The sequence below is a fragment of the Enterococcus sp. DIV0802b genome, assembly GCF_050543535.1.
Lineage (GTDB): Bacteria > Bacillota > Bacilli > Lactobacillales > Enterococcaceae > Enterococcus_D > Enterococcus_D entomosocium.
The window spans coordinates 3,175,468-3,190,368 of the sequence record NZ_CP172941.1 but is presented as its reverse complement, the minus strand read 5'-3'; the positions used below and the strand labels follow the sequence as shown (position 1 = coordinate 3,190,368).

Annotated in this window: 15 protein-coding genes; 9 read left to right on the top strand and 6 right to left on the bottom strand. The window is 44.2% G+C overall.

The genetic code is table 11. The features are described from left to right. Positions 1-35: 35 nt before the first annotated feature. Positions 36-722, top strand: a complete 687-nt coding sequence (locus tag IGJ12_RS14860; RefSeq protein WP_087664558.1) for a response regulator transcription factor — start codon at positions 36-38, stop codon at positions 720-722. Next, the gene (locus IGJ12_RS14855; protein WP_016621945.1) at positions 716-2,047 is read left to right on the top strand and encodes a sensor histidine kinase; all 1,332 of its coding nucleotides are present in this window, start codon (positions 716-718) and stop codon (positions 2,045-2,047) included. Before IGJ12_RS14860 ends, IGJ12_RS14855 begins: the two co-directional genes overlap by 7 nt. Before the next feature lie 84 nt (positions 2,048-2,131). On the opposite strand, the gene IGJ12_RS14850 is transcribed toward IGJ12_RS14855, so the two are convergent. Further along, positions 2,132-3,325: a toxic anion resistance protein gene (locus tag IGJ12_RS14850; RefSeq protein WP_005233515.1), complete on the bottom strand. Its 1,194-nt coding sequence runs from the start codon at positions 3,323-3,325 to the stop codon at positions 2,132-2,134. A 97-nt stretch (positions 3,326-3,422) separates the two neighbouring features. Further along, entirely contained in the window at positions 3,423-4,064 is a 642-nt protein-coding gene (locus IGJ12_RS14845) for a 5-bromo-4-chloroindolyl phosphate hydrolysis family protein (protein ID WP_008379306.1), read from the bottom strand. Positions 4,065-4,282: 218 nt separating this feature from the next. On the opposite strand from IGJ12_RS14845, the gene IGJ12_RS14840 reads away from it, so the two are divergent. Then, positions 4,283-4,861, top strand: a complete 579-nt coding sequence (locus tag IGJ12_RS14840) for an NUDIX hydrolase (RefSeq protein ID WP_008379307.1) — start codon at positions 4,283-4,285, stop codon at positions 4,859-4,861. Continuing rightward, on the top strand, positions 4,854-5,150 hold the full coding sequence (gene macP, locus IGJ12_RS14835; protein ID WP_005233519.1) for a cell wall synthase accessory phosphoprotein MacP: 297 nt from the start codon (positions 4,854-4,856) through the stop codon (positions 5,148-5,150). Before IGJ12_RS14840 ends, macP begins: the two co-directional genes overlap by 8 nt. A gap of 57 nt (positions 5,151-5,207) precedes the next feature. On the opposite strand, the gene IGJ12_RS14830 is transcribed toward macP, so the two are convergent. Then, on the bottom strand, positions 5,208-5,810 hold the full coding sequence (locus IGJ12_RS14830) for a class I SAM-dependent methyltransferase (protein ID WP_430619161.1): 603 nt from the start codon (positions 5,808-5,810) through the stop codon (positions 5,208-5,210). Positions 5,811-5,962: 152 nt separating this feature from the next. Between IGJ12_RS14830 and IGJ12_RS14825 the strand changes: the two genes are divergently transcribed. The 3 genes from IGJ12_RS14825 to IGJ12_RS14815 are packed head-to-tail and all read left to right on the top strand — an operon-like array spanning position 5,963 to position 7,565. Then, positions 5,963-6,658, top strand: a complete 696-nt coding sequence (locus tag IGJ12_RS14825) for a 5'-methylthioadenosine/adenosylhomocysteine nucleosidase (protein WP_042890679.1) — start codon at positions 5,963-5,965, stop codon at positions 6,656-6,658. Between the two features lie 43 nt (positions 6,659-6,701). Then, positions 6,702-7,265, top strand: a complete 564-nt coding sequence (locus IGJ12_RS14820; protein WP_008379309.1) for a cysteine hydrolase family protein — start codon at positions 6,702-6,704, stop codon at positions 7,263-7,265. Continuing rightward, positions 7,266-7,565, top strand: a complete 300-nt coding sequence (locus IGJ12_RS14815; RefSeq protein WP_008379310.1) for a hypothetical protein — start codon at positions 7,266-7,268, stop codon at positions 7,563-7,565. 50 nt (positions 7,566-7,615) lie between these two features. Here IGJ12_RS14815 and IGJ12_RS14810 read toward each other — a convergent pair whose 3' ends face one another. Then, positions 7,616-9,508: a M13 family metallopeptidase gene (locus IGJ12_RS14810; RefSeq protein ID WP_016612961.1), complete on the bottom strand. Its 1,893-nt coding sequence runs from the start codon at positions 9,506-9,508 to the stop codon at positions 7,616-7,618. Between the two features lie 140 nt (positions 9,509-9,648). Here IGJ12_RS14810 and IGJ12_RS14805 point away from each other — a divergent pair, with 140 nt between their 5' ends. Together IGJ12_RS14805 and IGJ12_RS14800 are read left to right on the top strand one after the other, a co-directional pair. Then, positions 9,649-10,188, top strand: a complete 540-nt coding sequence (locus IGJ12_RS14805) for a C39 family peptidase (protein ID WP_005233534.1) — start codon at positions 9,649-9,651, stop codon at positions 10,186-10,188. A 71-nt stretch (positions 10,189-10,259) separates the two neighbouring features. After that, positions 10,260-11,225 carry a ribose-phosphate diphosphokinase gene (locus IGJ12_RS14800; RefSeq protein ID WP_005233536.1) on the top strand — a complete coding sequence of 322 codons (966 nt, stop codon included), beginning with the start codon at positions 10,260-10,262 and terminating at the stop codon, positions 11,223-11,225. A gap of 77 nt (positions 11,226-11,302) precedes the next feature. Here the strand turns inward: IGJ12_RS14800 and IGJ12_RS14795 are convergent, their stop codons facing one another. Both IGJ12_RS14795 and IGJ12_RS14790 read right to left on the bottom strand, forming a co-directional pair. Further along, a complete protein-coding gene (locus tag IGJ12_RS14795) occupies positions 11,303-12,322 on the bottom strand; it encodes a LacI family DNA-binding transcriptional regulator (RefSeq protein ID WP_005227844.1) in 1,020 nt (339 codons plus the stop codon). A gap of 107 nt (positions 12,323-12,429) precedes the next feature. Beyond that, positions 12,430-14,694: a glycoside hydrolase family 65 protein gene (locus tag IGJ12_RS14790; RefSeq protein WP_016621941.1), complete on the bottom strand. Its 2,265-nt coding sequence runs from the start codon at positions 14,692-14,694 to the stop codon at positions 12,430-12,432. Positions 14,695-14,901 lie beyond the last annotated feature (207 nt).

Here is a 14,901-nt window from a genome sequence, read left to right as displayed (position 1 = left end):
AAAAGAAATGATGAGTGTAAAAGGGGGACTGACCGATGCGGATCTTATTCGTAGAAGATGAGCCATCGATCGCAGAAGCGGTTGCCAGCTTATTGAAGAAACAACATTATTCCGTTGATTTGGCGTATGATGGCGAAACCGGATTAGATTATGCAGCGAGTGGTGTATATGACATTCTCGTTTTGGATATCATGCTGCCAAAAATCGATGGGATCACATTGCTAAAGACGTTACGCAAGCAAAATATTCGCACGCCGATCATTATGTTGACGGCCAAAAGCGAAGTCGATGACAAAGTACTCGGCTTGGATGCAGGGGCAGATGATTACTTGACGAAACCCTTTCAAATGAAAGAGTTGCTGGCACGGATTCGTTCGCTAGGCAGAAGAAAAGATTTGGATTATCAAGAAGACCAGTTAGCCTTTGGCAACGTGGGCTTAGATCGTAATGAGCTGCAGTTATCCACGCCTAGCAATCAAGTGGTGCTGTCACCCAAAGAAATGAAACTGATGGAGCTATTTTTAGCCAGACCTAAAGTGATTTTATCAAAAGAAACCATCATCAATAAAATTTGGGGCTTTGATCCCGATGTGGAAGAAAACCGCGTTGAAATCTATGTGTCTTTGCTGCGGAAAAAACTGACGCTGCTTGAAGCGGATATCGGCATTCGCACGATCCGCAATGCGGGGTATATTTTGCAGAGCAAGGAGCCGCCATGTTAAAAAAATTGCGAAATAAAATGCTGTGGTTCAATATGGCGTTGATCTCAATCATTGTCTTAGGTGCCTTTACCTTTATCTATATTTTGAATGCCACCCAAATTGAAAACGAGATCCAATCATTGATCTCGCAAGAAGCAAACACCCTAGCTGCGGTACCTTTGGATGAGGAGGAAGTGCGGCAATCACTGACAGAGCCTGAGTATCCAATGATGTTGACCATCACGAATAGTACCAGTGAGCTCAGAGAGATCGCTCTACTTGACATTAGCCAAATGGATGTCGTGATTCAAAGTATTGATGAGAGCGTCGATCAAAACGAGCTTTATGAAGCCTTGGTCGATGCAGCGGCGAAACAAGGGGAGATTCCTAACGAAGTGAAGGTGAATGGTCGAAATTGGCGGTATGCGCTCTTTTTAGTGACTTCTTTCAATCAATACTCAATCGATTACGATGCAATAGGGGAATATTCCACCAGTATCAATAATTACGAGCCATTTTATCAAGTGCTGTTCTTTGACGTCACCGACTACAAAACCAGTCTAAGCAACTTAAGAAACACGCTTTTGCTCATCGGCGTTTTAGCTTTAGCCAGTATTTATATCGCTAGTTTTTATGTGGCCAATCGAGCCTTGCGACCGGTGGAACTGGCTTGGCGCAAACAAAAAGAGTTTGTTTCTAACGCTTCCCATGAGTTGAAAACACCACTGGCGATCATTCAAGTCAATGCTGAGGTATTAGCTGGCAGTCCAGAAGAAACCTTGGAAAGCCAAATGAAATGGCTGGAAAACATTCAGTTAGGTTCCGAACGGATGGATGAGCTAGTAAATAGCTTATTGCTGTTGACCAAATTTGAAAGTGCCGAGCAAGAAATGGTGCGTTCGGTGATCGATGCCAGTCAAGTCGTGCAAAGTGTTTATCAAAGCATGGAGGCGATTGCGCTGGAAAAAGGGATCCACTATCAGGAACAGATCGCTAAACAGGTGCGCCTTGAAAGCAATGAGCAAGCCTTGCGGCAATTGACCATGATATTGGTAGACAATGCCTTGAAATACACGCCCGCTGGAGAAACAGTCACAGTGGCCCTAATCGAACGGCAACGAAAGACAGTGCTGCAAGTCTCCAACGGTGGTTGTCCGATCCCCGAAGAAAAAATTCCCTATGTCTTTGACCGCTTCTACCGCGGGGATCCTTCTCGCAATCATCAAGAAGGCGGCTATGGGTTAGGTTTAGCCATCGCCAAAGCCATCACAGAAATGCTGCAGGCGCAAATCAGTTTGACGGTGGATCAAGACGGCGTCAATCATTTTGAAGTTTCATTTCATTGAGATTGGATCGCTGCCTTCACTTAAATAAAATTTTTCAAAAAAAGAGGACTCCATGAATGGAAGTCCTCTTTTGATAGGTGAAATTTACTTGTTGCTAGTTAAATCCAATAAGCGGTCTTTCAAGTCTTCTTCTAGATGACCCAATTCCACTTCGGCAGCACGACGTTTTTCTTTTCCTTCTTTTTGGATCCGTAATGTTTCTTGGATCGTTTCCACAAGGTCGTTTTGTGTTTTTTGCAATGTTTCGATGTCGACGATGCCGCGCTCGTTTTCTTTCGCTGTTTCAATAGCAGAAACTTTCAACATTTCTGAGTTTTTCTTCAATAGATCATTGGTGGTCTCAGAAACTTGGCGCTGTGCCGTAACTGCATCTTTTTGACGCAATAAAGTCAAGGCAATGACCACTTGGTTTTTCCATAGCGGGATCGCTGTATTGACAGAAGCTTGGATTTTTTCTGCTAACGCTTGGTTCGTGTTTTGGATCAGGCGAATTTGCGGTGCCTGTTGGATCGTGATTTGACGTGCCAAGCGCAAGTCATGGGTCCGTTTGTCTAAACGATCTAGGAATTGCGTGTAATCGTTGGCGATCTGTACGTCCATTTGATCATTCGTTTCTTCTGCTTTTTTCATGGCTTCAGGAATGATTTTGGTTTGCAATTCTTGCATCTTCAACTCGCCAGCGGCAATGTAGATGTTCAATGCATCGAAGTAATCTTTGTTCTTTTGATACAACTGTTCCAACATCAGGTTGTCTTTTAGCAAACCGTCTTTTTCTTTATCCAATTTGACGGCGATCTTGTCGATTTGGGCACCGATTTTTTGGTATTTAGCGGTGATTTCAAAAATGGATTGTTTTACTTTACCAAACATCCGCTTGAATAAGTTGCCTTCACCTGCACGCAGTTCATCTGGATTGGCTTCTTGCAAGCGATACATCAACTCAGTCAATGAGTCGCCCACAGGGCCGATATCAGCTGCTTGGACATGGTTCAACATAGATTGGGAAAACTCCCCAAGTTTGGTTTGGGCAGCTGCACCATAGGTGATGACTGCTTGCTGGTCAGTTGCATCGATCTTGCTGGCTAATTCTTGGGCCTGTGCTTGACGCTCTGGCGGTAATTTGTCAATCAAACGCGGTGCTGTTTGCTGTTCTTTCAGCTGACTGATCTCCGCTTGTTGAGTAGTGGTCAAAGTGTCGACAGGGGTTGAAAATGGGTTGTTCAATAAATCGTCAAGCGTATCCGTTACGGGTTTTACTTGATTTGGTGTGTCACTCATAATAACTCCTCCTAATAATTGTCTGCTTTCGAAAAAAATCTAGCCTGGGCTAGATTTTTTTTTAGATTCTTTTTTTGTTGCCAATCAGAATCTATCCCTATTCATTATCTCGTTTTATGCTTTGTTTGGCAATGGATAACTCAATATCCATGTCATCAAGATCGTCTGCTACAAATTGGGAGTAGTCTTTGGCGATCAAGGAAGCCATTTGCTCGATAATTTGTGTGCTTTCTTCGATTTTATCATAGGTCTCACGACTTTTGATCTCATGGCTATTGATTTCAATGAACTTATCGGTCAAATCGACCATATTGGGCAAGTGGGTATAAAGGAAATGACTTGCCAAAGGCAGTTTAGTTGGTTCTTTTACGAGTTCTTTGAAAAGAGCTTTTGAGGCACGCAAGGCATCGTGACGCAAGTCAATGGCTTTTAACTTGTTATTGCTAGTGATATTTTTTTGGTATTTATCGATTTGGTGTTTCGTCTGATTCATCGTTTCACGGAACAATTCGATCTCACGAGCAGTCATTCCGCTTTTCAAGTAATGGGCTTCTCGTTCTCTCGTTAAAGAAGGCAAAACTTGTGGATCCGCTGCCGGAACTTTACGTCCTCTGATACCGACGTAGACTAAAATCGCACCGACGATTAATAATAGGCTCGCAAATGAATCGCCTACTACGTTAAAAATAATACTGATGAGGACGATCGCACCAACGATCAGCCAGATGTTTTTTTTCATTTTTCCTCCTCCTAAAAATCTCTTGGACAAGTAGATTGGGTTATTCGACATCTTTATTTTAGCATGTTCACTAAAAGAAAAATATCAGACTTGGGGTGGATTTTCCGATTTTTAGTAAATTCATAAGCTTTCTTGCTATTTCTTAAGAAGATATTTTTTCTAAATTATGCTAAAGTGTTTGATAGATAAGACGTATGAGGAAAGTTAGGTGTCGATAGATGTTAGAATTTAAAGATTTTGAAGAAAAAACGATCCAACGGAATGAAATTTTCCATGGCAAAATCATTGATGTGGTGGTTGATGATGTCTCCTTGCCCAATGGTGGAACCAGTAAACGCGAACTAGTCTTCCACCCAGGTGGGGTGGCCGTGATCGCCTTGACGAGTGAGAACAAAATGCTGTTCGTTCGCCAATTCAGAAAGCCATTAGAGCGAGTGATTTTAGAGATACCAGCAGGCAAAATCGATCCAGGAGAAGGCGCACGTCCAGATTTGACTGGCGCCCGGGAATTGGAAGAAGAGACTGGCTATCGCGCAAAAACGCTAGAGCATGTTTCTTCTATGTACCTTTCACCAGGATTTGCGAATGAAATCTTGCACGTCTATTATGCGAAAGAGCTGGAAAAAGTGGCAAATCCCTTACCGCAAGACGAAGACGAAGTGCTGGAAGTCTATGAATTGAGCTTAGAGCAAGCACAAGCCGCTATCGCTGATGGAACGATCTGTGATGCGAAGACCGTGTTTGCGATCCAATTTTGGGAGTTGCTGGAATTGAAACGGAGGAACGGACTTGCCTAAAGAACCATTGATCACCCGCAGTGAACTTCGACGCCGACGCGAAGAAGAACAAGCGGCGTCTGAACGTAATCAGCAAATCGTAGAAAAGCAAAGCAAGAAAGAATGGAAACAAAAAGAAAAACAAATTGATAACCACTACCGAAAAGTGCGCAAGAAAAACAAAGAAATCACGAAGACCCGTGCCGGTGAGAACCAGAAATCTCGGGATCTGAACCGTTTTTTAATGAAAGCCATTGTGATCGTCACTTTATTGTTAGTCGTCGTCGGTTTGGCGATCTTTTTGTTGTGATTCATCTAGTACTAAGAAAAAGCCGCCCCTGCATCTTCTGCAAGTGCGGCTTTTTTGTTATTCGGTCGGCTTTTTCAAAATAGCTAAAAACATGGCCGCTGGCTGATTCATGAACAAATGATCCGCTTCATGAAAAACGGTAAAGGAAGGGTCGGTAAACCCAATCGCCTCTGTCAGTTGAGTCAATGCAGCAGGGTCAAACCCATTATGAACCAGCGGGTGAGACACGGCGGGATTTTTGAGGAAATCCACTAGGTAAAGGGTTCCTCCTGGCTGCAGCAAGGCGTATAGTTTTTCCATCATAGCGGCTGTGTCAGGAATATGCAGCAAGACGAGGGATAGCAGCACAGCGTCTGCTTTTGCTTGTAAGGATTCTTGCAGCAGATCGTGGACAGTTGCAGAAGCATTGGCCAGCTGCAGTTGGTTGATTTTTTTTTCAGAAACCTCGATCATGCCAGGGGCAGTATCCCAGATGGCTAAGTGCTGGACATAAGCTGCTAAGGGCAGACTTACTAGGCCGGTACCGCCGCCGATATCGATCAGAGTTTGGTGCTGGTTGTCTTTAAAATAAGGTTCAAGGGTTTGGGTGACTAATTGTGCTAACGCGATCCGTTCAGGGGTATCGTATTTTGCTGCCATGGCGTTGAAAATTTCAGACATAAGTGCCTCCTTTGATAATGACAAAAAACTGTTCGTTTCGTCAAAACTAGTTTATCATGAAAGGAGAAAAAACACGTCAGTAGATACGTGGGAATTTCTGTTGTTTTTCATTTTAAAGGATGAAAAATAAACGAGAAGCAGGAGGCAAACACATGAAAATTGGTATTATTGGTGCAATGGAGGAAGAAATCAAGACGTTGCGGGAACAGTTGATTTCACCGCTTTCTTGGGAACGCGGCGGCGCACTATTTATTTCAGGAAGTATCGGCAATCATGAAGTGATCGTCGTTCGTTCAGGTATTGGTAAAGTTCTGGCATCGATCACCACTAGTTTACTGATCCAACAATACGGGGTCAATATGGTGATCAATACTGGATCAGCTGGTGGGATCGGTGCCGGTTTACAAGTAGGGGATTTAGTGATCTCAGATAAAGTGGCCTATTTTGATGTCGATGTGACTGGCTTTGGTTATGAATATGGCCAGTTGCCTGGTGGGATGCCTTTGTATTATGAAGCCAGCCGCTATTTGATCAGTGAGATGACGAAAGCCGCAGAAGCGACCCATCATACCGTGAAAAAGGGACTGATCGTTACTGGTGACAGCTTTATTCATGACCCGCAAAAAGTACAGGAGATTTTAGGACATTTTCCAGATGCCTTGGCTTGTGAGATGGAAGGAGCCGCGATCGCACAGACTGCGCAGCAATTCAATATTCCTTTCTTAATCGTGCGCGCGATCAGCGACACCGCCGACCACGCAGCAACCGTCTCTTTTGATGAGTTTATCTTAGAAGCTGGCAAGCGTTCCGCTGAAATGGTCTTGGCATTCGTTGAAACATTAAAGTAACTTAAAAAACAGGAGAGCCGATCCGTAAGAGGAGGAAGGAAGCATGAGAGCATTACTATCCATTGATTATACGTTTGATTTTGTTGCAGATGAGGGACGATTGACGACGGGTGCTGCTGGGCAAGCGATTGAAGCTGCCTTAGTGGCTCGGACGCAAGCCTTTATCGAAGCCGGTGAGTATGTCGTTTTTGCCATTGATCGTCATGAGGAAACAGACAACTATCATCCTGAAAACCGCTTGTTCCCACCCCACAATCTTGCGGGCAGTGCGGGGCGACATCTTTATGGTCGTTTAGCCCCGCTTTATGAAACCTATCAGGAAGCGCCAAATGTCTATTGGATCGACAAGCGCCATTACTCAGCGTTTAGTGGTACCGACTTGGACATCCGACTCCGGGAAAGAGGGATCACGGAATTGTACCTGACCGGCGTTTGTACCGACATCTGTGTCTTGCATACAGCAGTGGATGCCTATAATTTAGGCTACCAACTGGTGATCGATGCAGATACCGTTGCCAGCTTTGACGCGGTCGGACATGAATGGGCACTACGCCATTTTGAAAATACCCTTGGTGCGAAAATCATTTCTGCGAAGGAGGAAGCATAAATGGGATGGATGGATCAATTAAAAGCAAATTTCAGTTTCAGTGAACTGACTAGCCTTTATCAAGCGTATCAAAAAGGGAATCTTGATGTGAAGGCGTTGTTGAACAATGACTTCTTACAAAAGTATACAGATTTTCAGAACTTGGATGAGTTTATGGCTAAACTAGGAATCCAGAATGAAAACCAAATCTTCGACTTTCTAAAAGACCGCCCCAATCGACAAAAAGCCGATCAAGTCGTCAATGAGCATTCTCAATTCGATTCTGTGATTAGTATGATGAAAAAAGCTTTACAGAAATAAACAATTGGCGAAGAAAAAGCGCAAGCAGAAAAATCTGCTTGCGCTTTTGTTTACCAGATCTGCACACGATCTTCTGGTGCACGATACATAGGGTCACCAGGTTTGATATCAAAGGTTGTATAAAATTCATCGATATTTTGGACTTGGATATTGGCCCGTAGTTTAGCTGGTCCGTGGACATCGATCGCCAGTAAGAGCTGTTGGTATTGTTCTTTGGCTTTTGTACGCCAAATCTTCGCCCAATTGGTGAAGAAGTCTGTTAAAGAAACATCGCTTTCTTTTTGCGCTGCTTCTAGCGCACAGCTTAGTCCGCCTGCATCGGCGATGTTTTCAGAAACAGTCAATGTTCCGTTGACGGTACCGCCGGCAAAGGGCAGGCCATCAAACTCGTCGATCATCGCTTGAGCTAAGCGTTCAAAGTGGGCCAGATCTTCTTCTGTCCACCAATTGTTTAAATTACCATATTCATCAAATTTTGCCCCGTTGTTGTCAAAGGCGTGGGAGATCTCATGAGCAATGACCGCGCCGATCCCCCCATAATTTGCGCTGGTGGATTGTTCCAAACTATAAAAGGGCGCTTGTAAGATTGCGGCTGGGAAAACGATCACGTTCTTAAATGGGTGATAGTAGGCATTCACGGTAGCGGCGGACATTTCCCATTCCTCGCGATCCACGGGCTGCTGCCATTTTTTGAAGCCATCTTCTCGGAACAAACGATTGAAATGCAGGGCATTTGCCAGCAGACTTTTCTCTTCATCGGTATGCAATTGATCATAAATAGCAGGAACTTGATCAGGGTACCCGACATGGATGCCTAAACGATTCAATTTGATGATCGCTTTTTGGCGGGTTTCTTCACTTAACCACGTGTTGTTGCGCAAACGATCTTGGTAGACAGCAATCATTGTTTCCACCATGTGTTTGACGTCTTTTTTCGCCATTTCCCCAAAGTACTTGCGTCCATAATAATCACCGATCACTTGACTAAAATGACCCATCGTTAAGTAATAAGCCGCTTTTTGTTGGGGAGCCGCTTCATCGATCCCTGATAAGTAGCGACTGTAGGTTCCGCCTAACTGACGCAATTCTTCACTCAGATAGCTAGTATAGCGCAAGCTTTGGTTGACGATCATCCAGCCTTTCAAGAGTTCAAAATGGCTATCAGAAACAATAATGTCAAAGGCTTCAAAGTAAGCGGGTTCCGTTACGATCAGCTCTTCTGGTGTACCTGGTAAAAGGGCTGTCAAGAGTTGTGTAAAATCGATCTTGCTAGCTTGCTTTGCAAATTCCTCCAAGGAGCGAGGATTGTAGTTTTTACTATAATCCGCACTTTCTTCCGCACTGCGGACGTGAGGGGCGATCAATTTATCAAATGCGATCGCTTGCTCTACCAACGATTCCGCTTCTGCTTGGTCTTTTCCGTAAGCAACTAAAACGTTGACGGCCATCTCAAAGTAGACTTGCAGCATTTCGCCTGCTTGGGGATTTTCTGTGTAATAGGTTTTATCCGGCAAAATAGTAGCAGGCGGATAGACCGACAAAGTATTCATTTGCGCATTTTTCATGTCTGCATCGACATCCAGTTGGAAAGGCAAGGCAATGCCATCTAAAACGAAACTTGCCAGTTGCTGATTCAATTCCTCATAAGAACGCAACGCTTCGATTTTTGCTAATAGTGCATTTGCTTCAGTAGCGCCAGCTGCCTCTCGTTGGGCAAAATCGCTGGCTAAGCGGTAAAAAGCCACAGCATCCTTCATGCGGCCTTTTGGCGTAGCATGGGGATCGTGTGCCATATTTTCAAATTCTGCGATCATTAAGGAATCGATTCCGTCAACGAGATCTTGGAATCCACCCGTAGCGGGTTTATCTGCTGGAATAACAGCGGTCTCCAGCCACTCGCCATTTACATAGTCATAAAAATCATCTTTTAACAAGGTTGTCATGTCTTTCGCTCCTCTCGCTTTCTACTATTATGAAACAAAATCTGTAAGGACGCAAAGAAAAGTTTTCTAGACGAAAAAGGGTTTTGATCCAAGTAGGAGGAGAATCTAAGGTATAATAAGAAAAAAGGCAGGTGAACGAGATGGAACAAGTAGAGTGGAAAGGGATCGCCGAAGAGCGGTTTCGTCCGTATAAGCAGTGGGTCACTCCTTCAGGGTATTTATGCGGCACCTATGCGGCAGCCGTCTTTTTGGCCTACTATCAAGATTACATCGATGAAACGATCATCCCGAAAGCGTTTCGTCGAAAAAAACAGCGGGATCTGACAGTAGTGACGGAAATGCTGCGTGTGCTGATTCAGCCTCATGGGTTGCCGACGATCGCTTGGCAAGTCAGTCATGGTTTGACTCGGTTTTTCGATCAATTCCAATTGCCTTACCGCGGACGTGCGACCGTTGTTGGCGGTTGGCATCGAGCGTGCAAACGAATCGACGAAGGCAAACCGGTGATCATCGGTATTTTGAAGCCTTTAGGCAGCACATATGGCAATCATTGGGTCGTGGCTTACGCCTACGCCGAAACCGCCAGCGGAGAACGCTATTTTAAAGTTCATGACAACTGGGGCAACTACAAAAAAGTAATTCCCGCCAGTTGGGTAAACGGTACCGTCACACTTCCTTGAACGAGACGGTTAAAAAAACAGTCACTTTGTGCTAGAATAGAAGAAAACAACCACATTCATTGGAGGCAATCATGGGCGAAAGTTATAAAGATAGTTCGTTGAAAATTTTTAGTTTAAATGGAAATTTACCATTAGCAGAAAACATTGCGAAAGTTTTCGGTACAGAACTAGGGAAGTCAAAAGTGACACAGTTTAGTGATGGAGAGATTGCCATCAATATTGAAGAAAGTGTGCGGGGCGACCATATTTATATCATTCAATCGACGAATGAACCCGTCAATGATCATTATTTAGAGTTGCTGATCATGATCGATGCGATGAAACGGGCTAGTGCGAAGACCATCAATGTCGTTTTGCCTTATTACGCATATGCGCGGCAAGACCGAACCGCCAACCCGCATGAGCCGATTACTGCAAAATTGATTGCCAATATGCTGGTGGAAGCAGGGGCTTCTCGGATCTTGACGCTTGATCTGCATGCCGTCCAAGTTCAAGGATTTTTCGACATCCCAGTGGATAATCTCTTTACGATCCCATTGTTTGCCCATTATTATCGCGAACAAAAAATGACTGGTGACGACTATGTCGTTGTTTCACCAAAAAACAGCGGTGTCCAACGGACCCGTAGTTTGGCAGAATACTTAGATACAGCGATCGCGATCGTCGATCAAGATGAAGCCGATGGCGGCTATGTGATTGGTGATGTCGTTGGGAAAAAATGTATTTTAGTTGATGACATTTTAAATACCGGCCATACATTGGCAAAAGCGGCAGACTTGTTGAAGGAAGCTGGTGCCAGCGAAGTGTATGCTTGTGTGTCTCACGCCTTACTTTCGCCGCCAGCTAAAGAAATTTTGGATCAATCAGCGATTGAAAGGATTTGTGTCACCGATTCTTGTTGGACCAGCGAAGAACGCCATCCAGAAAAACTGCACTACATTTCTTGTGCTGAATTGATGGGGGAAGCCGTTCGCCGCATTCACGAAAATACACCAATGAGTCCATTGTTCCGCCTGGAAAGCAAAGAGTATAAATAAAAATATGAAAAGCACCCGCTATCCCTAGGGACAGCGGGTGCTTTTGCGTGTGGGGGAAGTGGACCAGACACAGCGGATCAGTTCAACTGATTGCGGTTCAAGACCGTTTCTCGTTTGATCAGCTTATGTGGTACGACCAGCTGTACGCCGTTTGAATCTTCATGATTCAATTGCGCCATCAGCCGTTCGGTAGCGATTTTTCCTAAGGACAACACGTTGATATCGATACTAGTCAAATACGGGTGTGTCAAAGTAGCAAAGATCGAATTATTGAAACTGATGATGGATAAGTCATCCGGGACTTTGTAGCCATACATCGTCGCTAATTGAATGATCCGCACAGCGAACAGATCATCGATCACGACGATGGCAGTTGCTTGGGATTCTTTGATCGTTTCTTCAAACGTGACGTAATCTTCCGCTTTTTCAAAGGTCAATGCTGGATAAAAGGGGAGATTTGCCAGCATCATGGCTTTTTGGTAGCCGAAAAAACGTTCGAAATACAGATTTTCATGGGTCGTATTAGTAGCAAATAAAATCTTCGTATGCCCTTGGGCGATCAGATGCTCGGTTGCTTGCTTGCCTAACAACTGGTTGTCATTATCGACAAAAACGATTTTGTCTTCATTGCTGTATGGTTGACCAATCAAGGTAAAGGGGACTTCTTTTTCGACCAGATAATCGATGATGGGGTCTTTTTCATCGGAATAGACCAAGATAAAGCCATCTACTTGTTTTTGCAGGTGCATTCGTTCCACGTTTTTTAGTAATGTAGCAAAGTCACGGGCGGAGGCAACGGCAACCGTCATTTGATGATGGCGGGCCTCTTCATTGATGGCTTCGATCGTTTCTAAATAAAAGGGGTTTCCTAGTCGTTCTTTCGAATCAAGGGGCGGCAAGATCACGCCGATGGCACTAGATATCTGTTTGCCGAGATTTCGAGCCGCAAGATTGGGGACGTAGCCCATTTCTGCCATTACTTTGCGCACTTTCTTCTTAGTATCTTCAGAGATACTGGGATGATCGTTTACGACACGAGAAACCGTGGATGTAGCGACGCCAGCCTTTTTGGCGACATCTTTGACCGTAATGCTCACTGATTTCCCTCCTTTTTTAGCTTATAGTATCACAAAGTGTCGGCACAAGGGTAGAGCCAATCAAAAGAAAGAAGAAATGCAGACATTTCTTCTTTCAGAAGGCTTGTTTAGCTAATCGCTGTACTGATTTCGTCTTCTAAAACATAGTCTTTGCCATACACCTTGATTGGCAATGCCTCACCGCTGATTTTTTTCAAAGTCACCGTCGACTCATTGACGGAAACAAAGAGCAGACGTCCACGATAGTTGATGTGGAAGGCATAGCGGCTCCACGTTTTAGGTAAGAATGGCGCAAACCCTAAGTGGTCGTGATCGGTTTTCATTTGAGCAAAGCCTTGAACGATCGCTAACCAGCTGCCGGTCATAGAAGTGATGTGCAAGCCATCATCGGTATCATTGTTGTAATTGTCCAAATCAAGACGAGCAGTCCGCTCATACATTTCCAACGCTTTTTCTTCCATGCCTAATTCCGCTGCTAAAATCGCATGGATACTTGGAGAAAGGGAAGATTCATGCACTGTCATCGGCTCATAGAAATCAAAGTTCCGTTGTTTTTCTTCTTTGCTGAATTGATCGCCGAAGAAGTAGATCCCTTGCAAAACATCGGCTTGCTTGATAAAGCAAGAGCGCAAGATATGATCCCACGACCAATTTTGGTTCAACGGCAAATGTTTTGGATCAAGATCGGAAACGGGCATCAAGTCTTTGTCTAAGAAGGTATCATGCTGGACGAAGACTCCAAGCTCTTGGTCTTCTGGGAAGTACATATTGTCGATGATGTCTTGCCATTTGGCTTGCTCTTCGTCAGAGATCGTGACAGTCGCTTCGTCTTTGAAGGCTTCATAGCTGGCTAAGGTATAAGCTAAGACCCAAGTAGCCATTTTATTGGTGTACCAGTTGTTATTGATATTGTTTTCGTATTCGTTTGGTCCAGTGACGCCATGGATCATGTATTTTTGCTGACGTTTTGAATAGTGGACACGATCTGCCCAGAAACGTGAAATCGCGCTTAACACTTCTAATCCTTCTTTTTTCAGGTAACTTGTATCGCCAGTATAATTCGTATAGTTGTAGATGGCATAAGCGATGGCACCGTTTCGGTGAATTTCTTCGAAAGTGATCTCCCACTCATTGTGGCATTCGATCCCAGTGAAGGTCACCATTGGGTAAAGGGCACCTGCTAAGCCTTGTTTTTGCGCATTGATATGGGCTTGCGGCAATTGGTTGTGACGGTATTTCAACAAGTTGCGGGTCACTTCTGGTTTTGCTAATGCCAAATACAATGGGACTGCATAGGCTTCGGTATCCCAGTAAGTCGCACCGCCATATTTTTCACCAGTAAAGCCTTTCGGTCCAATGTTCAAGCGCTCGTCTTCGCCATAATAGGTTGAAAACAATTGGAACAGGTTGAAACGAATCCCTTGTTGCGCCGCAGCATCGCCTTCAATGATCACATCGGCTAAATCCCAGCGGGCTTTCCAAGCAGCGACTTGTTCTGCACGCAACGCATCATAATCTGCTTTGTATAAAGTGCCTAATTCGGTGACTTTTGCTGGATGATCATGAGCGGGAACATCACGACTCGTAACGATCAAGACTTCTTTGATCAATGAGAAGGTGTCACCGGCTGCCCCAGAAAAGGCAAAGGTATCAGCGACGCAAAGTTCGCTTTTCACGGAATCAATCGGTGTTTGGCTATGACGCATAGCAGAAGTGACAGTAAAGCGTTCAATGTCAAAATTATTTTCTACGGTCCGAGTCGTCAAGTAATGGAAGGTTTCGGTTTGGCCATGAGCCAATTCTTCCCAGAAACGTTCGTCGTAGTTGCTGTCTTCGTTATGGACGTTGTTATCTAGTTTAGAAATGACTTTGATCTCAGCGTCGCCTTCAATGATCTCAGCATCCATCTTAATGAGGGCAAGTTCACGTTTTACGATGCTCAAGAAGCGTTCAAAAGAGAATTTAACCGTTGCACCTGCTAAAGTCACAGTATAGTTGCGGCGTAAAATCCCAGTTTCCATGTCTAGTTCTAAATGGAAATCACTTGGGCTGATTTTTGCTAAGTCGACTAATTGGTCATTGATAAATAGATCCATTGCAATAAAGTTGACCGCATTGATCACTTTGCCAAAATAGTCAGGATAGCCGTTTTTCCACCAGCCAACACGGGTTTTGTCTGGGTACCAGACACCTGCGATATAGGTACCTAAGTGATGATCGCCGCTGTATTGTTCTTCAAAGTTGCCGCGCATTCCCATGTAGCCATTCCCGATGCTTGTTAGCGACTCTTGCAGTCGACGATTTTCTTTATCTAAGGTAGATGTCGCGATTTTCCATGGATCGATCTCGAACAATCGTTGGATTTTTTTCATGAAAGTCCCTCCAGAATCTTTTTGATATCTCTATCATAAGCGCAAACGATTGCATCGTCAAGTGAAAGTTGTTGCGTTTAAAGAATTTCCTATTAGGAAACATCGAGAAGGAAAGATTCAGTTAGATAAAGGCGAAAAAGCGAATAGAATACCTTTTGATATTTCTGGGTTTACAAAATCTTTTTTCTCCGTTAGAATGAAATCATT